This is a genomic window from Delftia sp. SD018 (genome assembly GCF_017355445.1).
Lineage (GTDB): Bacteria > Pseudomonadota > Gammaproteobacteria > Burkholderiales > Burkholderiaceae_C > Comamonas > Comamonas acidovorans.
Genome location: NZ_JADDRN010000007.1, coordinates 97,190 through 118,074 on the forward strand (window position 1 = coordinate 97,190; position 20,885 = coordinate 118,074).

Genomic DNA, 20,885 nt, shown 5'->3' on the forward strand with positions numbered 1-20,885 from the left:
GTGGCAGCCTTGCATCAAGCCAATATGAATGATTCCCGTTAACTGGTTCATGACGTGCGCAGGCCTGGCATGCTGGCCTGCAGCGCACCACAGGAGCGAGCAATGCCCGAACCTCTTGCACCGTCGGCCGGCCCGGCTTTCACCGATGCGCCGCCCTCCACGCCCCGGCAGGAAAAACTGTCCGACGTCAGCGAGACGCTGCGCATTCCGCTGACCGCCCGCGCCCTGGGCGACCGGCTGTTTCCGGGCATGGCCGTCAGCGATGCCCATGCCTTGGACACCCTGACCCAGCTGGGCGACGACGGCAGCCGCTGGCTTCAGGACAGGCAGAGCATCTACGGCGTGCTGGCGCGCACGCACTGCTTTCGCGCGCTGGCGCAGGACTTTCTCCGGCGCCAGCCGCAGGGCCATGTGGTGAACCTGGGCTGCGGCCTCAGCGACTATTTCCAATGGCTGGACAACGGGCAGATGCGCATGACGGATGCGGACCTGGGGCCGGTGGTCGCACTGCGCAGGCAGTTGCTGCCCTGGCAATCGGAGCGCCAGGAGATCCGCGAATTCGACCTGGCCGACGCCGACTGGTGGCGGCGGCTGGGACTGCCGGCCGACAGGTCAGGGCCTGCCGTCTTCATGATGGCCGAAGGCGTTTCCATGTACCTGCAAAAAGAGCAGATACAGGCGCTGTGGACCACGTTTGCGCAATGCAGCCCGCCGGGTTCGGAACTGGTGTTCGACGCCATGTGCTGGCTGGCCGCCGGGCGCGCAAGCCAGCACCCCTCGGTCCGGCTCACCCGGGCCCAGTTCCATTGGGGCCTGCGCCGCGAGGCCGATCTGGCGCAAGCCCATCCGCGCCTGCAGCTGGTGGCCGCGCACCAGGTGATGGAAGGCTACGGCCCGCCCTACTCGCTGGTGGGGCCGGCATTCCGCTGGACCTTTGGCGTGCACTTCTATGCCATCTACCAGTTGAAGTCGGTCGAGACGGCGGCTTAGGCCGATTGCGTAGCCGCAACGAAGGATGCCCGGTCAAGCCGGGCATCCTTGTTTCAGGGAACCAGGATCAGCCTTCGTCGGCCGCGCTGGAGGACAGGGCCAGGGCCAGGCCTTGCACCAGGTCTTGCCCGGGATGCCATTCGCGCACAAAGCGGTTGCGCGGCGGCCGCAGGGCTTCGCGGCCGGCCGAGACGGGCGTGCCCACATACAGCAGGCCGACGAGCCGGTCATGGGCCTCGAATCCCAGGGCCTCGCGCACGCGCGCATCGTGGCTGTTGGCGCCGCTGGCCCAGAAGCCGCCAAAGCCCAGGATGTGCAGGGCGTTGAGCATGTTCATGGCGGCAGCGCCACCGGCCAGCAGCTGCTCGCTTTCAGGCACCTTGTGCTCGGGCTGCAGGTGCACGCCCAGCGCGATGATCAGCGGGGCCGACAGGGCCTTGGCGCGGAATCGCTCGGCGTCGGCCTGGGGATCGCGCGCCTTGGCGGCCTGCACGAACACTTCGCCCAGCGCGTGGCGCGCATCGCCCTGCACCAGCACGAAGCGCCAGGGGCGCAGCTGGCCGTGGTCGGGGGCGCGCAAGGCCGCGTCGATGACGGTGTCGATCACGCCAGGGCCGGGCGCCGGCTCCTGCAGCGGCCAGCGCGACTGGCGCGACATCAGCAGGTCCAGCGCGGCGCGCTGCTCGGGGGTCAGGGATCTGTCGTTGGTGCTCATTCGTTGTCCTGCAGCGCAGGCTGTCTTGCCTGCTCGGGCTGTGCCGGTGATTCGGGTGGCAGCTGCGAGCACGCGCCGCAATGGCCGTACAGGGCCAGGCGGTGGTCGGCCAGGCGGTAGCCGTGGGCCTGGGCCACCTGGTGCTGCAGCGCCTCGATGTGGTCGTTGCTGAATTCATCCACGCGTCCGCACTGCAGGCAGATCAGGTGGTCATGGTGCGGCCCCTCATTGAGCTCGAACACCGCCTTGCCGCTTTCAAAGGTCTGGCGCAGCAGCAGGCCTGCGGCCTCCAGCTGCGACAGCACGCGGTAGACGGTGGCCAGGCCCACCTCGGCGCGCCGCTCGGCCAGCAGGCGGAACACGTCCTCAGCATGCAGGTGGCGCGATGCGCTCTGCCTGAAGATTTCCAGCACCTGCATGCGCGGCAGCGTGGCCTTCAAGCCGACGCTGCGCAGTTCGGGTTCGCCGCCCGGGCTCAGGGGCATCTTGCTGCGTGTCATGCGGTGGTGTCTCCGTGTGTCAGTGTCATGGCGGGGTTGTCGCCGCCTTCGGCACCCCGGTGTATGCGGACGATGCGCAGCGCATCGGGCTGCTCCACCAGCACGCAGGTCTTGCCCGTGCGCTGGCAATGGTCCTGCACGCGCCAGTACTCGCCGTGGCTCAGGCAGCCGGTCTGGCAGATCACCAGATCGGCCTCGCGCAGGCTGGCCTCGAAGGCCTCGGCGTCCTGTTCGGGCTCCCGCGCAGGCATGGCGGGCTGCGCCACGGGCGCGGCCGTCTGGCGCTGCCAGCGTGCGCGCTCGCGCAACAGGTCCTGCACGCGCACCAGCAGCGACTCCACGCGCCGTGCCAATGTGACGCGGCGCGAGAGGCCGGGAATGGCCTTCTCCAGCGCCTCGCGCTCCTCGCGCGCCCACAGCAGCTGGGTTTCCTTGGCCATCAAGGCCGCGCGCTGGCGGATCACCAGCCTTTGCAGCCTCTCTATTTCCTGGGCTTGAAGGCACAGCAGCTCGCTGCTGCGCAACTGGGCGTGGCCGTAGCCACGCAGCAGCACCTGGTGCTCATGCGCCAGTTGCTGAATGTCGTCCAAGGTCTGGGTCATGGTTTCCTCGGCAAACCTGAGCATTGCGCGGTGGTCGCGCGAAGGCCTTTGCGCATGGCCCTGTCCGGCACGGACCTGGCTTGCCGGCAAGGCGGTGTGCTGCGATGCAAGCCGGATGCGCTGGCAAATCAGTGAGAATGATTCTTATTAAATCATGAAATGCCGGCCGTCAAACCGATGACCGTACGCCGTCTGGTGCAAAGGCCGCACCGGCGCAGATGCGCTTGCAGGGCGGCCGTCAGCGCCCTGCCATGCACGGCAACGCAGGCCTGCGCCCGGCCTGCCGTTGCCTGTCCGACCTGTTCAAAGACCCTTGAGCAGCCGGCCGTTGACCTCGGTGCCGTACAGCGAGAACGGGGTGTCGTGGAACTGCTTGCGCGTGTCGGCCACGTTGCCGGTGAAGCGCGGGTCCTGGGGGCGCTCCATGCTGTTGATGTAGGTGGCCACGTCCCAGGCCTCCTGGTCGTCCAGCGTGGGGTTGCCGTAGGGCATGTTGCCCTTGATGAAGCTGGCGGCCTTGTCCACCTCATGCGTGCCCGCACCCCAGTTGTAGGACTGCTTGCCCCACAGCGGCGGGAACACGGTCACGCCGCCGGTTTCCTGGCCCTGGCCCTGCGCGCCGTGGCACAACGCGCACTTGGCCTCGTAGACCTTGGCGCCGCGCTCGAAGCTGGGCTCCTGCGCGGCCTTGCCCACTTTGGTGAAGCCCGCACCCGGCAGCTTCTCGCCCGTGGGCGCCTTCTGGGCCATCCAGTAGGCGTAGGCCTCCAGCGCCACGAGGATGTCGTGGCCGTCGTCGGGGGCCTTGCCGTTCATGCTGTACATGAAGCAGCCGCGCACGCGCTCGGCGAAGGTGTCCACGTGGTTGGTCTTCTTGCGGTAGGCCGGGTACAGCGGGTAGGCACCCCACATGGGTGCGGCGCCCTTGAGCCGGCCTGCGTCCAGGTGGCAGTTCACGCAGTTGAGGGTGTTGCCCGAAAAGCCCACGGCGTTGGCCGGCGTGCGCAGGAAGATGGCCTCGCCACGGCGAATCCACTCGCCCATGGGCGTGTCGGGGATGTCGCGGGCGCCGGGGGGTGTGAAGGCGCCGCCGTCGGCAGCCACTTTCACGGCCTGGGAGGTGACCTGGGCATTCGCATTTGCATCGGCCCTGGCTGCGGTGGCAGCCGCAGCGGGGACCGCGCCCACGCGGGCCGGCGCAGGTGGCATGTCTGGCTGGCTGATGTACATGCCATAGGCGAGCGCGCCCGCCAGGCCGGCGAACAGGCAGGCGACGACGACGTACTCGGCGGTATTGGAGTTTTTGGAGGCGCGGGTGGGTTGTGTGTCGGACATGTTCGGCTCCCGGTCCATCAGGGTTTGGCTGGCGCGGAGGCCGTGGCTGCGGTGCTGGTGCCATGCAGGCGGGCGTAGTAGGCCGCCACGGCCTGGATGTCCGCGGGCGTGAGCTTTTGCGCGACCTTGCCCATGAGGCCCAGCGGGCCGGCCTCGCGCTGGCCCTTGTTCCAGGCGGCGACCTGGCTTTGCATGTAGTCGGCCGTCAGGTGGCCGATGGCCGGGAAATCGGCGCCCACGCCCACGCCGCCCGGGCCGTGGCATTGGGCACAGGCGGGAATGCCGTCCGCCCAGCGTCCGCGCTCGACCAGCCAGGCGCCGTCATCGTCCTTGCCCTTGGGCAGGGGGCCGCGCACGGGCTGGATGGGCAGCGGCAGGCTGGCGTAATAGGCGGCCACATCGGCGCGGTCCTGGGCCGACAGGGCCTTGGCCATGGGCGCCATCACGGGGGCCTGGCGGCTGCCGTCGGCCAGGTGCTGGAGCTGGCGCGCCAGATAGCCGGCGTGCTGGCCGGCCAGGGCCGGAAAGCCCGCCATGCCCTCGCCCTTGGCGCCGTGGCAGGTGGCACATGCCGCCGCACCCTGGGGCGTGCCCGACTGGGCGATTTTCTGGCCGGCTGCTGCACTGCCTTGCACCGCAGCTGTGGGCGCTGCTGCGGGCGCTGGTGCCTTGGGCGCGGCGTCTTGCGCCCAGGCGCTGCCCATCAGCATGCAGATGCCGATGGCGATGCACGACCGGGACAGGGTCTGTTTGTTCATGCGGATCATCGTGGGAAGAGGCATTTGCCCTGCCATGCGTCCGCGCCACGCACCCAGGGGCGCACGGCTGCGGCGGACAGGGTCGAATAGGGATACCGGCCGCCGCCCCGCAAGGCGCAATGCCCGCAGGGCTGGCCAGCCAGGCCCGCACGATACGGAAACGAGATTAAGCCGGCGTTAATGGGCCGGCGCTAATGGGCCGGCGCTAATGGGCCGGCGGCCGGGGCCTGCGGGCCCGGGCCGTCCGCCAGCGGCAGGTACAGGCGCGCGACCAGGCCGCTGGCCTGGCCTTCCTCGGGCCGCCACAGGCTGCGCGGCTGCAGCAGCAGGCAGCCGCCTGCGCATTCGGCGATGCGCTGCACGATGGGCAGTCCCAGGCCGCTGCCATGCTCCTGGGGACGCTTGCGCCAGAAGCGGCGCGTGGCCTCTTCGCATTCCTCGGCGCTGAGCCCCGGGCCGTGGTCGGCCACGGTGAACTCCACATAGCCTGTGCCCGGCTGCTGCGTCTTGCCCGGCATGGCGCCAATGGGGCGCACGGCCAGTTCCACGGGATGCTGCGGCGCATGGCGCAGGGCGTTTTCCAGCAGATTGCGCAGGGCCGAGACCAGCAGGGGCTCGGAGATGGCCAGCGGCCAGTCCTGCACGGGCTGGCCGTTGTCCAGCCATGTGCGCAGCGCGGGCGCTGGGGTCTGGGCGCTCACGGCATTCACAGCCAGTTGCCAGGCCTTGTCCAGCGCCTGCAGCGCATCGGCAGGCGCATCGCCGCAGGCCAGCACGGAGGCAGCGCCAGGTTCATGCTGCTCCAGCCGCGCCAGCAGCAGCAATTGCTCCAGCGTGTGCTGCAGGTGCTCCACGCCCTCGCCCGCCTGGGCCAGCGAATCGCGGGCCATGGAGCCGGGCGGCGCGGCCAGAAGGCCGGCAGGCATGCCGGGCGCCGCCAGCGCCATCTGCGCCACCTGCACATGGGTCTTGATGGCGGTGAGCGGCGTGCGCAGCTCATGGGCGGCGTCGTCGCTCCAGCGGCGCTCGCGGTCGATGGCGGCGCGCACGCGGTGCAGCAGCTGGTTGAGCGTGCCCACCAGCGGCGCCAGCTCGCGCGTCTGCAGGCCCTGGGCGACGGGCGAGTCGTCGCCGGGCGGGCGGCGCGCCAGTTCGCGCCGCAGGGCCTCCAGCGGCCTGAGGCCCTGGGTCACGGCCCACCACATCAGCCCCATGCTGGCCAGCAGCGCCAGCACGAAGGGCAGGACGATGGTGTAGGCAAAGCCGTGGATCAGGCCCTCGCGCACATCGATGCGGTCGGCCGTGGCAATGCGCACGCCGTGGTCCTCCAGCACATAGGTGCGCCAGGGCTTGCCGCCCTTGATGATGGTCGAGAAGCCCAGCGGCATGCTCTGCGGGAACACGGGACTGCCCTCGGTCTTGGCCAGCACCTGCGGCAGGGCCGATTCGGGCCGCACGGGCTGGACCTCGCCGCGCACCAGGCTGACCTCGCAGGCCACGCCGTCGCGCGCGATCACGTTGAGCATGGGGCTCCAGTCCTGCGGCAGCTCCCGGGCAGGCCGGAACTGGTGGACGATGCCGGCCACCATGCGCGCCGAGGCGATCAGCCGGTCATCCAGCACGGTGCGCAGCTCGTTGCGCATGTCCGAGAACATCCAGGCCGCCACCCCGCCCCACAGCGTGCACAGCGCCAGGCACAGACATGCCAGCAGGCGCACGCGCAGGCTGCGCATCATGGGTGCAGGCCCAGGCGATAGCCCTCGCCGCGCACCGTCTCCACCAGTTCATGGCCCAGCTTGCGGCGCAGGTGGTGCACATGCACGTTGACGGCATTGCTCTCCACGTCCTGGCTGTAGCCGTAGAGGCTGTCGCGCAGTTGCTCGGTGCTCAGGATGCGGCCCGGCGACTGCAGCAGCGCGCGCAGCAGCGACCACTCGCGGCGCGACAGCTCCACCGTGCGGCCCTGGCGCTGGATGTGGCCTGCAGCGGGGTTGATGCGCACCTCGCCCAGCTCGATCCAGTCCACGCTGCGGCCGGCCGCGCGGCGCAGCAGCGCATGCAGGCGCGCCGCCAGTTCGTGCAGGTCAAAGGGCTTGACCAGGTAATCGTCGGCGCCGGTCTGCAGGCCTTCGATGCGCTGTGACACGGCATCGCGCGCCGTCAGCACCAGCACGGGCACCTGCAGGCCCTGGCCGCGCCAGCGCGCCAGCAGCGAGAGGCCGTCCTCGTCGGGCAGGCCCAGGTCCAGCACGCAGGCATCGAAATGCGAGGAACGGATGGCCGCATCCGCCTGCCCGGCCGAGGCCACGGTATCCACGCCGAAGCCCTGCAGCTGCAGGCCGGCTCGCACGCCGCTGGCCACCAGCGCGTTGTCTTCCACCAAGAGAACATGCATGTTGTTGTCCGCAGGGCCTGGCGCCAGGCCCCGCCGTCTGTATCCAAGTCGGGAACGAAAAGCGACTGAGCATCGCAGATTTGTAGCGAGGTGTGCGCCAGCATGCCGAATCTCGCAGGCACGCGCACAAGAATGCGGCCAGGCGGCCCGCTCAGGGCCGGGCCAGCAGCCCGCCCAGCAGCAGGTCCAGCGCCGCCGCGCCGCGCTCCAGCCGCAGGTCGGCGTCCTCGCCCTCGGCAATCCAGAAAGCCGCTTCGGCCAGGCTGCCGTAGATCAGCGATGCCAGCGCCTGCGGATCGGCCCGGGCCACGATGCCCTGGGCCATGAGGTCCGCAATCAGTGCCTGCATGGACGCAATGCAGTGGCGCTGCGATTGCGGCAGCGCACCGCCCAAAGCCGCGCGCGCATCGCGCAGCACGATGCGCTGGATTTCAGGCTCCAGCGCCATTTCCAGGTAGGCCCGGCAGCGGCTGCGAAAGCCCTGCCAGGGATCCTGGGCATGGGCGGTGATGGCCTTCAGGCGTTCATCCACCTCGGCATCGATCTGCTCGACCACGGCCGCCAGCAGGCCCTGCTTGTCGCCGAAATGGTGGTACAGCGCGCCCCGCGTCAGGCCCACCTGCGCGGTGAGATCGTCCATGGAGGCATCGGCGTAGCCCTGCTCTCCAAAGGCCTTGCGGGCCGTGGCCAGCAGCGTGGCGCGGGTTGCTTCCATCTCGGCGCGGGTGCGGCGAACCATGGCCAATCTCCTTACATACGGCGTGCATGATTATTTACATACGCCGCGTATGTATATAGGATTCTATTCATACGCAGCGTATGTATTTTCTCTGTCCCGCGACGGCGGTGCAACACCCCCCACCTGTTTGAAGGGATCTGGACCATGAATTCGTCTTCCTCCACGCGGCCCGAACCCGCCGCGCGCCGCCCGTGGCTGGCCGTGTCCGCCGTGGGCCTGGCCACCTTTTCCGTGGTGACCACGGAAATGCTGCCGGTCGGCCTGCTCACATCCATTGCTGGCAGCCTGGGCACCTCCATGGGCAGGGCCGGCCTGATGCTCTCGCTGCCGGCGCTGCTGGCCGCGCTGTTCGCGCCGCTGGTGGTGATGGCGGCGGGCGGCATGGACCGGCGCCGCATCCTGTGCGGACTGCTGGCCCTGCTCGTGCTGGCCAACCTGGCCTCGGCGCTGGCGCCGTCGCTGATCTGGCTGCTGGCCGCGCGCGTCCTGGTGGGCTTTTGCATGGGCGGCATCTGGGCAATCGCGGGCGGGCTGGCGGCACGGCTGGTACCCCAGGCGTCGATGGGCCTGGCAACCTCCATCATCTTTGGCGGCGTGGCGGCGGCCTCGGTGCTGGGCGTGCCGCTGGGCGCGCTGATCGGCGATTTCGCGGGATGGCGCTGGGCCTTTGGTGGCATGGCAGGCTTCAGCGCACTGGTGCTGGCGCTGCACGTGGCCGTTCTCCCCGCCCTGCCTGCCACAGGCTCGGCCAGCCTGCGCCAGTTCAGCCATCAGCTGGCCAACCGCAGGCTGCAGGCCGGGCTGGCACTGACGCTGCTGCTGGTGGCCGGGCATTTCATGTCCTTCACCTTCGTGCGCCCGTTGTTGTTGACGGTGTCGGGGTTCGATGCGCGATGGATGAGCGCGCTGCTGCTGGCTTACGGCATCGCGGGCATTGCGGGCAACTTCCTGGCGGGCATCATCGCGGCGCGCCACACGGCGCCGAGTCTGGCGGCGATCGCCATGGGCCTGCTGCTGGCGCCTGTGCTGTTCCTGTCCGTGGGCGACTCGCCAACCGGTGGGGGCGCCGTGCTGCTGGTCTGGGGCCTGGCCTACGGCGGCGTATCGGTGGGACTGATGACCTGGATGATGCAGGCTGCGCCACGCGCCGTGGAAATTGCCACGGCGCTGTACGTTGGCGTCTTCAACATCGGTATTGCGCTGGGCTCATGGGCAGGCGGCCAACTGGTCGATGGCTGGGGGCTGCACGCCACGCTCTGGCTGTCTGGCGGATTTGCCGCTGCGGCCTTGCTGCTGTCTGCGGCCATGGGATTGGTTGGGACTGGAAGCAAAGCGGATTGCGGCCATCAACAGGCAAAGAATCACCAAGTCTGAATTCCGCAGAAACTTCAGGACAAGTCCTATGCCACCTCGGAAATATCCTGAAATATTTCGGAATTCTCCTTGTCTTCCACAGCGGAAATTCGCGCAATTACCAATGCACAATCCAGGCCTTGCCCTCACGGATTCGCATCGCTCGCGACCCCGTATTCCGCTTGATGGAAGGATATGCAATGAACGAACTTCAGACACGGCTTATCGTCGTGTGCGTGCTGACCCTTGTCGTCGTCATGCTCGTTTCCAAATACGAGATAGTGAAGCCATCGACTTCATCAAAAAACAAGCTGGTTTTCAAGGCATCCCTCTTCATTGCCATTTCTTTCGGGGCATTTGCAGCACTCTGGAATAAGTTCTGACCCTCGATCGATGAGATGGATTTTCTTGCGATTGCAGAAAATCCTTTTCCTGCGAGCGCAAGAGGTGGCGCTGCCGCCCGGCAAGCCAGGTGAGGCCGTGAGGCCGTGAGGCCATGAGGCCGTTAACCCCCCGTTAATTCCCCGCTGCCAGCATCCACGGCCTGTCAGCCCGCATGGCTGAAACTCCCTTCCATGCATCTCCGGTCATCCCCTCTTCTTTCGTCCTTCCTGCCCTTGCTTGCCGGCCTGCTGCTGGCGCCTTCGCCTGTTCTTGCCGGAGCGGCAGAGCCTGGCGGGCCGTCAGCGCTATCGGCGCTGGGCGCCTGGCTGCACCTGCCCGCCAGCCTGGCGCTGGGGCCGCTGGTCCTGCCGACGGGCGTGGTGGTGGCCATGCTGGCCTGGCTGCTGGCGCAGTGGCTGGCGCGCAGGAACGAAAGGCGCACAGGCCAGGCCGTGGATGCGCTGCTGTGGCAAAGCACCCTGGCCGGCCTGCTGGCGGCGCGCCTGGCTTATGTCGCGCAGTGGTGGACCGAGGTCGCGCCTGCCCCCTGGGATTGGAGCGGGATGCCGGCCTTCGCAGGCCGTGTCGTCGATATCCGCGACGGGGGATGGAACCTGTGGGCCGGCCTGCTGGCCGCGCTGCTGTACATGCTGTGGCGCAGCCGCCGCTCCCCGGTGCTGCGCCGCGCCACAGGGCTGGCGCTGGGCGCGGGGGCGGCCCTGCTGGTGCTGGGCAGCCTGCTTCAGGCGCTGCCCTCCGCAGATGCACCGGCCCTGCCGGCCTTCACCCTGGTCAACGGGCAGGCGCAGCCGGTCTCGCTGCAGCAGTTGCAGCAGGCCGATGGCAAGCCCATGGTGATCAACCTCTGGGCCACCTGGTGCCCGCCCTGCCGGCGCGAGATGCCGGTGCTGGCCCAGGCCCAGCAGCAGCGGCCCGATGTGCGCTTCATCTGGATCAATCAGGGCGAGTCTGCCGAGGCCGTGATGGGCTACCTGCAGCGCGAGCAGGCAGCAGCCCCGCTGCCGCTGGCCCAGGTGCTGTTCGACCCGCAGCAGCAGGCCGGCCGGCACTGGCGCCAGCGGGGCCTGCCTTCCACCTATTTCTATGGCGCCGACGGCCGGCTGTGCGGCATGCGCATGGGCGAGCTGTCGCGCGCCAGCCTGGCCCAGCATCTGAAGGAATGTTCATGAGCGCTTCCCCCCTGTTCCCCCTGCCTGCACTGGCAGGAGCCCTGGCCCTGTCGGCAGCCTTGGCCCTGCCGGCTGCGGCGTCCGAGCTGCCATCGGAGGAGTTTCTGGCCCAGCAGGGACTGACCCTGGTGGGACCGCTGCCGGCCGTGGGCGGACTCAAGGCCTGGGCCGCCTACCGCGACCGCCAGCCCGTGCCCATCTACCGCATGCCCGACGGCAAGCACTGGGTGCTGGGCACGGTGATCGACGCCCAGGGCCGCGACGTGAACGCCCAGGCCCTGCAGGCCGCCGTGCAAAAGCCCATGGGCGAGCAGCTGTGGGGCGATGTGCAGCGCGCCCAGTCCATACCGGATGGCCGCGCCGACGCGCCGCGCACGGTCTATGTGTTCACCGACCCCAACTGCCCCTATTGCAACCAGCTGTGGAACGATGCCCGGCCCTGGGTGGAGAGCGGCCAGGTGCAGTTGCGCCACATTCTGGTGGGCATCCTCAAGCCCAGCAGCGAGGGCAAGGCCGCCGCCTTGCTGACCGCGCGCCAGCCCGAGCAGGCCCTGGCCGAGCACGCACGCGCCTATGCCAAGGCCGGCCGCGCCAGCGCAGAGGGCGCGGGCGCCACGCCGCTGGCCCCGGTGCCGCAGGCCACGCGGCAGGTGCTGGCCAGCCATGCCTCGCTGATGTCCACCTGGGGGCTGCGTGCCACGCCGGCCCTGGTCTGGAAGGATGACAAGGGGCTGGTGCAGGTGCGCACCGGCCTGCCGCCGGGCCTGCTGGAAGAGGTCATGGGGCCGCGTGGCAGGAAATGACGAGGACGACCATGAGCACAAGCCGTTGTCCCGCCGCTTCCACATCCTCCAGCGACTGGAGCGACCTGTTCCCCGCCCGGCCGGATGCGCCGCCGCTGCGCATCGTGCTGCATGCGCCCACGCCCGGCGCCCTGGCCCGTGCACGCAGCAATCTGGCCAACCTGCGCCAGGACCGGCCCGGTGCCGAGGTCCGCATCGTCATCAACGGCCCGGCCGTCGAGGCGCTGCTGGACGCCGCGCCGGGCACGCCGCAGCATCTGGATGCGGCCGCCCTGGCCCATGCGCTGGTCTGCCCGAACACGCTCAGGAAGCTGGGCCGCGAGGCGCCTGCCGGCATGCGCGTGCTGCCGCAGGGCGGCATCGAGTCGCTGGCCCTGCTGCAGCAGTCGGCCTGGTGCTACGTGCGCTGCTGAGCGGCCTGCGCCAGCGAGGCCAGGCAGCGCGCCTGCCATTGGTATTCAGGCTCGAACGATTCACGGTCCGTGACGGCGCCGTGGCCGCCCTCGCCATAGACCATGGCGTAGGCCGCATAGTCGGCCGCCTGCAGCGCCCGGCCCGCCAGCCCATGGGCCGTGGCATAGGTGGCGGACACGGCGGCATGGCCGCAGCCGTCGAGGGAGCGTGATCCCTGGTGGTGGTTGGCCAGGCTGGCAGCCTCGCGGGCCAGGCGGTCCAGTTCCTGCCTGTCGATCTGGCCGTCCAGGTAGCGGCGAAGGCCTTGTGCGCAGCGGATGACGTCCGGGTCTTCCAGCAGGTGCGCGATGCGGTCCACGCAGGCCTGTGTGAATTGCAGCCTAAGGTGCTCGCCGGCTTCGGCGGCAAGGTCCAGTTCCGAAGCAAGGCTGTTCAGGGCATGGTTCATGGAGAACTCCTTGGCAGTGGCGACACAAGCAGCGTAGACCGGGGCCGCGCGCGGAAACAAGAGGGTGATTTCCGATATGCGCCCCGCATTCCCGAGGAATGCAGTCACCCTGTTAACCCCGTCTTAATCCCTGCGCCACACGCTATGGACTGCCTTGGGCGCCTGTCCATGGCAGGCAGTCGGTGGCGCTTTGCAAGCACTCGGCAGGCACTCGGCAGGCACTCGGCAGGCACTTGGAAAGCCCATTGCTTGACTCACATCAAGCCACCAAGGCCCTGAATTTTATATATTAAATTCAATATAAAAAGCATATTTTTAATGCTTTATTGAGTTTGAGCGACCACCCTCCGTGGCCGCAGGACGATGAAAGACAGGCCATGCCAAAAACATCCCGCGCCGGCAGCGGCTGCAACGACTGCAGCTGCCAGCCCTCCTCCCAGGACATCCCCGCCCGCACCGTCCCCCATGCGCAGCAGCCCGCCGCCGGCAAGCGCGGCTTCCTGCAGGACCTGCTGGCCGCCGCCATGGCGGCCGTGGCCCTGCCCGTGGCGGCGGCCGCGCCCGGCACCCCGGGTTTCCAGCCGCCGCGCCGTCCCGGCGAGGCCGGCAGGCGCTACGGCATGCTGGTGGACCTGCGCCGCTGCATAGGCTGCCAGGCCTGCACGGTGAGCTGCTCCATGGAGAACCTGCCGCCGCTGGGCCAGTTCCGCACCACGGTGCTGCAGTACGAGGTGCAGCACGCGGGCAACGAGGACCTGCCGCCGGCCATGCTCAACCTGCCGCGCCTGTGCAACCACTGCGACAACCCGCCCTGCGTGCCGGTCTGCCCGGTGCAGGCCACCTTCCAGCGCAGCGACGGCATCGTGCTGGTGGACAACGAGCGCTGCGTGGGCTGCGGCTACTGCGTGCAGGCCTGCCCCTATGACGCACGCTTCATCAACCACGAGACGCAGACCGCCGACAAGTGCACCTTCTGCGAGCACCGCCTGGAAGCCGGCCTGCTGCCGGCCTGCGTGGAAAGCTGCGTGGGCGGCGCCCGCGTGATCGGCGATCTCAACGACGAGGGCAGCGAGATCCGCCAGCGCATGCGCGAGCACGCCAAGGACCTCAAGGTGCTCAAGCCCGCCATGGGCACGGACCCGCATGTGTACTACCTGGGATTGCCCGACGCCTTCGTCGACGGCGTGGACGGGCAGGCCAGCGTGCGGCTGGTCACTTCCCACTGAACGCAAGGAGCACCCCATGCACATCGTCGAACTCCTGACCCCCGCCTACGAATCGGCCTGGCTGCCCTGGGCCGTGCAGTACTTCTTCCTGGCCGGCATTGCCACGGGCGCCGCCCTGCTGGCCGCCGCCTGCGCCTGGGCGCCGCGCGGCAGCGCCATGTCGCGCCTGCTGCCGGCCGCCGTGCTGGTGCTGGCCGTGAGCGCCATCGCCGCACCCGTGTCGCTGCTGGCCGACCTGCACCAGCCTGCGCGCTTCTGGCATTTCTATGCGCACTTCACGCCGTGGTCGTGGATGTCGGTGGGCGCCCTGCTGCTGCCCGTCTTCGTGGGGCTGGCGCTGGCCTTCGTGCTGGCCTGGTGGCTGGGCCGGCCGCAGTGGCTGCGCTGGCTGGCGCCGCTGCTGGCCGTGTCGGCGCTGACCATCACCGCCTATACCGGCGCCGAGCTGATGGCCGTGCGCTCGCGCCCGCTGTGGAACACGCTGTGGGTGCCGCTGAACCTGGCGCTCACGGGCTGGCTGGCCACGGTGGGCTGCATGCTGGTGACGGCGCGCTTTCTGCCCGCCCGCCACCGCCCCGATGCCGGAGCCCTGCAGGCCCTGCGCATGCTGGGCCTGGCGCTGGCGCTGTGCCTGCTGGCCATGGTGGCGGTCTGGGCCGTTGCCGGCTGGCTGGGCCAGGGCCGCTCCTTCCAGGCGGCGCTGCAGCTGTGGCAGCAGTTTCCGGTCTGGCGCCTGAGCATGCTGGGCTCGGCCGTGGCCGGTGCCGCCCTGCTGTGGGCCCTGGTGCGGGGTGGTCAGCGCATGGCCTGCCCGCGCTATACGCTGGCCCTGGGGCTGGGCCTGGCCGCCGCGGCCTGGGCCTTCCGCTGGGCGCTGTTCATGGGCGTGCAAGGCGTGCCCAAGTACGGCGCGGGCCTGTACATCTACCACATGTCGCTGGGCGGCGACGGCCTGCTGGGCATGCTGGGCGTGGCCGGCCTGTGTATCGCGCTGGTGACGCTGGCCACCTGGGCGCTGGAGCTGTTTCCCGCGCGTTCGGCCACGGCCCGCGCCCTCTGACACCGCCGCCCTGACGACCCCTCACCCATTCACGGAGCGCGGCCCGCCACCGGCCGGCCGCGCCACAGAAAGCCTTTCATGACCGACAAGAAGAAACTCCCCCAAGCTCCCGAAGATTCCCTGGATGCCGAGGCCACACGCCGCCGCCTGCTGCTGCGCGGCGGACTCACCGCCGGCGGGCTGGCCGCCTTTGCGGCCGGCTACGGTGAAACACTGGCGCGCGGTGCCAAGGGCCTGGTCACAGGCACCTCGGGCACGCCCACGGCCAGCGCCACGCGCGGCAATTCGCTGACGCCGGAGTTCCGCATCGACCCGGCCACGGGCGCGCTCGCCACCCAGCCCGGCCAGGTGGTCAGCCCCTCCAGCTGCTTGGGCTGCTGGACGCAGTGCGGCGTGCGCGTGCGTGTCGATACCGCCAGCAACCGCATCCTGCGCGTGGCAGGCAACCCCTACCACCCGCTGGCCACCACGCGGCCAGCCGCCATGGAAGAACCCGTGCGCGAGGTCTACGCCAAACTGGGCAAGGAGCTGGGCCTGGAGGGCCGGGCCACGGCCTGCGCGCGCGGCTCGTCCATGCTGGAGCACCAGAACGCACCGCACCGCGTGCTCACCCCGCTCAAGCGCGTGGGCCCGCGCGGCAGCGGCCGCTGGCAGAGCATTTCCTTCGAGCAGCTGGTGCAGGAAGTCTGCGAGGGCGGCGACCTGTTCGGTGAAGGCCAGGTCGAGGGCCTGCGCGCCATCTGGGACACCAAGACGCCGCTGGACGCCGACAACCCCGAGTTCGGCCCGCGCTCCAACCAGTTGCTGGTGACCGACGCCTCCAACGAAGGCCGCGCCCAGCTGCTGCGCCGCTTTGCGGGGCCGTCCTTCGGCACCGTGAACGTCAGCAACCACGGCGCCTACTGCGGCCAGAGTTTTCGCGTGGGTGCGGCAGCGGCCCTGGGCGACCTGCCCGGCATGCCGCACGGCAAGCCGGACTGGAGCCATGCCAGCTTCGGCCTGTTCATCGGCGCGGCGCCCGCGCAGTCCGGCAACCCCTTCCAGCGCCAGGGCCGCGAGCTGGCCGAGGCCCGCTCGCGCGAGGACAACCGTTTCCGCTACGTGGTGGTCTCGCCCGTGCTGCCCACCTCGTCCAGCCTGGCTGCGGGCAGCGGCAACCGCTGGCTGGCCGTCAAGCCGGCCAGCGACCTGGCCCTGGCCATGGCGCTGATCCGCGTCATCCTGGACGAGGCGCGCCATGACACGGGCTTTCTCGCCCAGCCCGGCCCGGCCGCCATGCAGGCGGCGGGCGAGGCGTCCTGGAGCAATGCCACGCACCTGCTGGTCAACGAGCCCGGCCACCCGCGCCATGGCAGCTTTCTGCGCGGCGCCGACGTGGGCTGGGCCCTGCCCGCGCCGGCCGAAGACGGCAAGCCGGCCCAGGATGTGTTCGTGGTGCAGCGTGCCGATGGCAGCTTGGCGCCGCACACCCAGGCCGAGCCTGCACAGCTGATGGTGCGCACCCGCGTGGCCGTGCCCGGCCTGAAGGCCGAAGGCGCGGACCAGGCCCCCGAGCTGTCGGTCTGCTCCTCGCTGGCCAAGCTGCATGAGCAGGCCAGCCTCAAGACACTGGACGAGTACGCGGCGCTGTGCGGCGTGGCACGCGGCGAGATCGAGGCGCTGGCGCGCGAGTTCACCAGCCATGGCAAGCGCGCCGTGGCCGATGCGCATGGCGGCACCATGAGCGGCGCGGGTTTCTACACCGCCTACGCCATCAGCATGCTCAACACCCTGGTGGGCAACCTCAACGTGCAGGGCGGCCTGGTGCTGGATGCCGGCCCGTTCGGCCCCTTCGGCCCGGGCCCGCGCTACGACTTCGCCAACTTCGACGGCAAGGTCAAGCCGCGCGGCCTGGCGCTGTCACGCCACCGCCAGCCCTACGAGAAAAGCGCGGAATTCCAGCGCAAGCGCGAGGGCCAGCCCGAGGGCGCGAAGGACTACCCCGCCGCCCAGGCCCCGTGGTACCCGGCCGTGGGCGGCCTGTCCAGCGAGATGCTGGCCAGCGCGCTGGCCGGCTACCCCTACCGCGCCAAGGCCTGGATCAACCACATGAGCAACCCCGTCTACGGCATTGCGGGCTTTCGCAATGCGCTGGTGGACGATCTCAAGGACCCGAAGAAGCTGCCGCTGATCGTCTCCATCGACCCCTTCATCAACGAGACCAGCGCGCTGGCCGATTTCATCGTGCCCGATACCGTGACCTACGAGAGCTGGGGCATCTCGGCGCCCTGGGCCGACGTGGTGGCCAAAAGCTCCACCGTGCGCTGGCCCGTGGTGCAGCCCGCCGTGGCGCGCACGGCCGGCGGCCAGCCCGTGAACGTGGAGAGCTTCCTCTTTGCCGTGGCAGAACGGCTGGGCCTGCCGGGCTTTGGCGAGGCCGCCATCAAGGACGCCCAGGGCCAGCCCCATGCGCTGCGCTCGGCCGAGGACTTCTTCATCCATGCCCTGGCCAACGTGGCCTGGGCAGGCGGCAAGCCCGTGCCGGCGGCCAGCGATGACGACATCGCCATCACCGGCGTGGACAGGCTGGTGCCCGCGCTGCGCCAGCGCCTGAAGGATGATGAATGGCGCCAGGTGGCCATGCTGCTGACGCGCGGCGGGCGCTTCGACCGCATCGAGGACGCCTGGAAGGACGGCCACACCCGCAAGGCCCACGCGCCTGCCCTGCAAGTGTGGAGCGAGGAGCTGGCCCGCATGCGCCACGCCATGACGGGCGAGCGCTACAGCGGCTGCCCCACCTGGTATCCGGCGCGGCTGGCCGACGGCAGCGCCATGCGCACGCATTTCGGCGAGCAGCAATGGCCGCTGCTGCTGACCTCGTACAAGTCCAACCTGATGAGTTCCATGTCGATTGCCGTCTCGCGGCTACGCCAGGTGCATCCGCACAACCCGGTGTCCCTGCACCGCGATGACGCCGAGCGGCTGGGCATCGCCAACGGCGACACGGTGCGCATCCGCACGCCGGGCGGCGCGGTGACGGCCGTGGCCATGGTGCGCGACGGCGTGATGCCGGGCACCGTGGCCATCGAGCACGGCTACGGCCACCGCGAACTGGGCGCGGGCCGCCACAGCATCGACGGCCAGCCCATGCCGGTGAACGCCGAGCATGCCAATGGCGTGAACCTCAATGACCTGGGCTTTGCCGATCCCACGCGGCCCGGCTGCAAAAACGTGTGGGTGGACTGGGTGTCCGGCGCCACGGTGCGCCAGGGCCTGCCTGCGCGCATCGAGAAGGTCTGATCAGCGGGTGGGGCTGGCGACAGGTGCAGCGACGGGTGTGGTGGCGGCCTGCCAGCCGCCGCCCAGCGCCTGGTACAGCGCAATGGCGTTTTCCAGCTGGCTCTGGCGCAGGCGTATCACCTCCTGCTGCGCCTGGTAGAGATTGCGCTGTGCGTCCAGCTCTTCCAGGTAGCTGGCGTAGCCGGCCTCGTAGCGGTCCCTGGCAAAGCCCAGGGAGCGCTGCAGCACCGCCTCGCGCTCGCTGGCGTGCTGCCACTGCGACTGCAGGCGCTGGGTGCCGACCAGGGCGTTTTCCACATCGGCCAGGGCCTTGATCACCGCGCCCCGATAGGCATAGGCGGCCTGGTCACGCTGGGCGGCGGCGGCGTCGAACTGCCCTTGCAGCCGGCCGCCCGTGAAAAGCGGCGCCAGCACGCTGCCGCCCAGGGCCCAGACCGTGGCCGGGTGGTATTGCAGGGCATTGACCAGCAGGCTGCCGGCGCTGGCCGTCAGCGAGACCTGGGGCAGGAAGGCGGTGCGCTGCACGGCCAGGCTTTCGTCGGCGGCCGCCAGCTGCAGTTGGGCCCGTGCAATGTCGGGGCGGCGCTGCAGCAAGGCAGAAGGCAGGCCGGCGGCCGGTGCAGGCGGCGGTGCGCCCAGCGCAGCGGACTGGCCGTCGGTTGTTGCCATGAGCGCGGCTGCCTGCTCGTCACCCTCGCCGCCGGCCAGCAGCAGGAGCGCCGTGCGCTGGCGCGCCAGCGACAGCTCCAGCTGCTCCACGGCCTGCTGCACGGATTGCAGCTCGGCCTGGGCCTGGGTGAGCTGCAGCTGCGAGGTGTAGCCCACGCGTGCCTGATCGTCAGCCAGGCGCAGGGCCTGTTCGCGCGAGCGGGCCGTGGCCTGGGCCACTTGCAGCTGCGATTGCAGCGAGCGCAGGCCCACATAGGCCTGGGCCGTGGTGGCGGCCACGGCCAGGGCCACGGCGTCGCGGTCGGCCTCGCTGGCCTGCAGGCGCAGGGCGGCGGCCTTTTCCAGGTGGGCGATGCGGCCCCACAGATCAGGCTCCCAGCTGGCCTGCAGGCCGGGCTGAACCGAGCGCGTGTGCGCCAGGCCCCGCGCGCCCAGGCTGCGGCCCGTGGAGGCGCCGGCCGTGGCCGAGAGCTGGGGCAGGCCCGCAGCGCCTGCCACATCCAGGTTGGCCCGCGCCTCATCCACGCGCGACAGGGCCAGCAGCACATCGTTGTTGCGGGACTGGGCCAGTTCCACCCAGCGCGTGAGCAGCGGATCGCCAAAGGCCTGCCACCACGATGCCTGGACGGCGGCGGCCGGCTCCTGCCCTGCCACGCTCCACTGGGCGGGCATGGCGGGCCGGGCCGCTTCAGGCGCGGTGCTCAGCGGCGGCACGCTGCAGCCGGCCAGCGCGGTGGCGCAGGCGATGGCCATGGCCAGTGCGCGGGCGGTCATGGGCGGGCCTCCGGTTGGGGTGCGGGCTGCTGTGCGGGCTGCTGTGCGGGTTGGGGCTCAGGCTGCGCCGTATCCAGCCGCACCACCACCGACATGCCCGCGCGCAGCCTGGCGGCCAGCTCCTGGTCGGGATCGATTGCAATCTTGACCGGCAGGCGCTGCACGACCTTGGTGAAGTTGCCCGTGGCGTTGTCGGCCTTGAGCACGCTGAATTCCGAGCCCGTGGCCGGCGCGATCTCCAGCACGCGGCCCGTGAGGTGGGCGCCGCCCAGCGCATCGACGCTGAAGCGCACTGCCTGGCCTATGCGCACCTGGGCGGTCTGGGTCTCCTTGAAGTTGGCCACCACCCACAGCGTGTGCGGCACCACGTACATGAGCTGGGAGCCGGCCGTGACGTACTGGCCCCGGCGCACGCCGACTTCGCTGACCTGGCCATCGCCTGGCGCGTGCACCACGGTGTTGTCCAGGTTGATCTGGGCCTGGCGCAGCTGGGCCTCGGCCATCTGGACCTGGGCTTCGAGCGAGGCGCGGTTCACCGTCGTGGCCTTGATCTTCTGGGCGTTGATCTCGATGTCGGCCTGGGCCTTGGCCACGTTGGTGGCCGCCAGGCGCGCGGTGGCACGCACCTTGTCGCGCTCGTTGAGCGAGACGGAGCCGCGCTCGGACAGCGCCTGCACGCGCTGCAGCTCGGCTGCGGCGCGGTCGGATTCGGCCTGCGCCGCCGCCAGGCCGGCGCGGCTGGCGCCCAGCGTGGCGCGGTTCTGGGCCTGGGTCTGGTCGGCATTGGCCAGCTGTGCGCGGGCATTGGCCAGCTGGGCCTGGGCCTGGGCCTGGGCGGCTTCGTAGGTGCGTGCGTCGATGCGCACCAGGGGCTGGCCGGCCTTGACGTTCTCGTAGTCCTGCACCAGCACCTCGGTCACATAGCCGCTGACCTGGGGCGCGAGCACGGTGACGGCGCCGCGCACATAGGCGTTGTCGGTGCTGACCACGGTGCCCGCGAAGGGGAACAGGTTCCAGGCACGCAGCACCAGCAGCACGCCGGCCAGTGCGACCACCAGCATCACCAGCACGCTGCGCAGCGAGGGCTTGATGAGCTTGGGCGATGGCGATGGCGATGGCGATGGCGATGGCGATGGCGATGGCGAAGGCGAAGGCGCCGCAGCGGGAGCCGGCGCAGGCGAGGCAGAGGCGGCCGTGCCGCCATTGGAATTTTCGGAGTCACTCATGTTGTTGTCTTTTCTCTGGGCGAAC

Annotated in this window: 20 protein-coding genes; 9 read left to right on the forward strand and 11 right to left on the reverse strand. The window is 69.9% G+C overall.

The window, feature by feature from the left end; all coding sequences use genetic code 11:
• Positions 1–102: 102 nt before the first annotated feature.
• Positions 103–990, forward strand: a complete 888-nt coding sequence (locus INR38_RS09605) for a class I SAM-dependent methyltransferase (protein WP_207442823.1) — start codon at positions 103–105, stop codon at positions 988–990.
• A gap of 67 nt (positions 991–1,057) precedes the next feature.
• On the opposite strand, the gene INR38_RS09610 is transcribed toward INR38_RS09605, so the two are convergent.
• The 8 genes from INR38_RS09610 to INR38_RS09645 form a co-directional block, all read right to left on the reverse strand.
• On the reverse strand, positions 1,058–1,705 hold the full coding sequence (locus INR38_RS09610; RefSeq protein WP_207442824.1) for a nitroreductase: 648 nt from the start codon (positions 1,703–1,705) through the stop codon (positions 1,058–1,060).
• Positions 1,702–2,205 carry a ferric iron uptake transcriptional regulator gene (fur, locus tag INR38_RS09615; RefSeq protein WP_043821391.1) on the reverse strand — a complete coding sequence of 168 codons (504 nt, stop codon included), beginning with the start codon at positions 2,203–2,205 and terminating at the stop codon, positions 1,702–1,704. Before fur ends, INR38_RS09610 begins: the two co-directional genes overlap by 4 nt.
• The gene (locus INR38_RS09620) at positions 2,202–2,807 is read right to left on the reverse strand and encodes a DUF2325 domain-containing protein (RefSeq protein ID WP_063325936.1); all 606 of its coding nucleotides are present in this window, start codon (positions 2,805–2,807) and stop codon (positions 2,202–2,204) included. The genes fur and INR38_RS09620 overlap by 4 nt, the downstream gene beginning before the upstream one ends.
• 303 nt (positions 2,808–3,110) lie before the next feature.
• Entirely contained in the window at positions 3,111–4,142 is a 1,032-nt protein-coding gene (locus INR38_RS09625; protein ID WP_207442825.1) for a c-type cytochrome, read from the reverse strand.
• A gap of 17 nt (positions 4,143–4,159) precedes the next feature.
• A complete protein-coding gene (locus INR38_RS09630) occupies positions 4,160–4,909 on the reverse strand; it encodes a c-type cytochrome (protein WP_207442869.1) in 750 nt (249 codons plus the stop codon).
• Between the two features lie 182 nt (positions 4,910–5,091).
• Complete coding sequence (locus tag INR38_RS09635; protein ID WP_096916556.1) at positions 5,092–6,636, reverse strand: ATP-binding protein; 1,545 nt, start codon at positions 6,634–6,636, stop codon at positions 5,092–5,094.
• Positions 6,633–7,295, reverse strand: a complete 663-nt coding sequence (locus tag INR38_RS09640) for a response regulator transcription factor (RefSeq protein ID WP_012206042.1) — start codon at positions 7,293–7,295, stop codon at positions 6,633–6,635. Before INR38_RS09640 ends, INR38_RS09635 begins: the two co-directional genes overlap by 4 nt.
• Positions 7,296–7,446: 151 nt before the next feature.
• Positions 7,447–8,034, reverse strand: a complete 588-nt coding sequence (locus INR38_RS09645) for a TetR/AcrR family transcriptional regulator (protein WP_207442826.1) — start codon at positions 8,032–8,034, stop codon at positions 7,447–7,449.
• 144 nt (positions 8,035–8,178) lie between these two features.
• On the opposite strand from INR38_RS09645, the gene INR38_RS09650 reads away from it, so the two are divergent.
• From INR38_RS09650 to INR38_RS09670, 5 genes are all read left to right on the forward strand, one after another.
• Complete coding sequence (locus INR38_RS09650; protein WP_207442827.1) at positions 8,179–9,408, forward strand: MFS transporter; 1,230 nt, start codon at positions 8,179–8,181, stop codon at positions 9,406–9,408.
• A gap of 179 nt (positions 9,409–9,587) precedes the next feature.
• Positions 9,588–9,770 carry a hypothetical protein gene (locus INR38_RS09655; protein WP_043821398.1) on the forward strand — a complete coding sequence of 61 codons (183 nt, stop codon included), beginning with the start codon at positions 9,588–9,590 and terminating at the stop codon, positions 9,768–9,770.
• Between the two features lie 192 nt (positions 9,771–9,962).
• Complete coding sequence (locus INR38_RS09660) at positions 9,963–10,961, forward strand: TlpA disulfide reductase family protein (RefSeq protein ID WP_207442828.1); 999 nt, start codon at positions 9,963–9,965, stop codon at positions 10,959–10,961.
• A complete protein-coding gene (gene dsbG, locus INR38_RS09665) occupies positions 10,958–11,764 on the forward strand; it encodes a thiol:disulfide interchange protein DsbG (protein WP_207442829.1) in 807 nt (268 codons plus the stop codon). Before INR38_RS09660 ends, dsbG begins: the two co-directional genes overlap by 4 nt.
• An 11-nt stretch (positions 11,765–11,775) precedes the next feature.
• Positions 11,776–12,177 (forward strand): hypothetical protein, encoded by a 402-nt coding sequence (locus tag INR38_RS09670; RefSeq protein WP_207442830.1) that lies wholly within the window; start codon positions 11,776–11,778, stop codon positions 12,175–12,177.
• On the opposite strand, the gene INR38_RS09675 is transcribed toward INR38_RS09670, so the two are convergent.
• Positions 12,162–12,626, reverse strand: coding sequence for a hypothetical protein (locus tag INR38_RS09675; RefSeq protein WP_012206046.1), 465 nt, complete (start codon positions 12,624–12,626; stop codon positions 12,162–12,164). The genes INR38_RS09670 and INR38_RS09675 overlap by 16 nt on opposite strands.
• Before the next feature lie 377 nt (positions 12,627–13,003).
• Between INR38_RS09675 and dsrO the strand changes: the two genes are divergently transcribed.
• From dsrO to INR38_RS09690, 3 genes are all read left to right on the forward strand, one after another.
• Positions 13,004–13,852 (forward strand): sulfate reduction electron transfer complex DsrMKJOP subunit DsrO, encoded by an 849-nt coding sequence (dsrO, locus tag INR38_RS09680; RefSeq protein WP_207442831.1) that lies wholly within the window; start codon positions 13,004–13,006, stop codon positions 13,850–13,852.
• A 16-nt stretch (positions 13,853–13,868) separates the two neighbouring features.
• The gene (nrfD, locus tag INR38_RS09685) at positions 13,869–14,912 is read left to right on the forward strand and encodes an NrfD/PsrC family molybdoenzyme membrane anchor subunit (protein WP_207442832.1); all 1,044 of its coding nucleotides are present in this window, start codon (positions 13,869–13,871) and stop codon (positions 14,910–14,912) included.
• Positions 14,913–14,990: 78 nt separating this feature from the next.
• Entirely contained in the window at positions 14,991–18,191 is a 3,201-nt protein-coding gene (locus INR38_RS09690) for a tetrathionate reductase subunit A (protein ID WP_207442833.1), read from the forward strand.
• Here INR38_RS09690 and INR38_RS09695 read toward each other — a convergent pair whose 3' ends face one another.
• The gene (locus INR38_RS09695) at positions 18,192–19,634 is read right to left on the reverse strand and encodes an efflux transporter outer membrane subunit (protein ID WP_207442834.1); all 1,443 of its coding nucleotides are present in this window, start codon (positions 19,632–19,634) and stop codon (positions 18,192–18,194) included. It lies immediately after the preceding gene.
• Positions 19,631–20,860 (reverse strand): HlyD family secretion protein, encoded by a 1,230-nt coding sequence (locus INR38_RS09700; RefSeq protein WP_207442835.1) that lies wholly within the window; start codon positions 20,858–20,860, stop codon positions 19,631–19,633. The genes INR38_RS09695 and INR38_RS09700 overlap by 4 nt, the downstream gene beginning before the upstream one ends.
• Positions 20,861–20,885 lie beyond the last annotated feature (25 nt).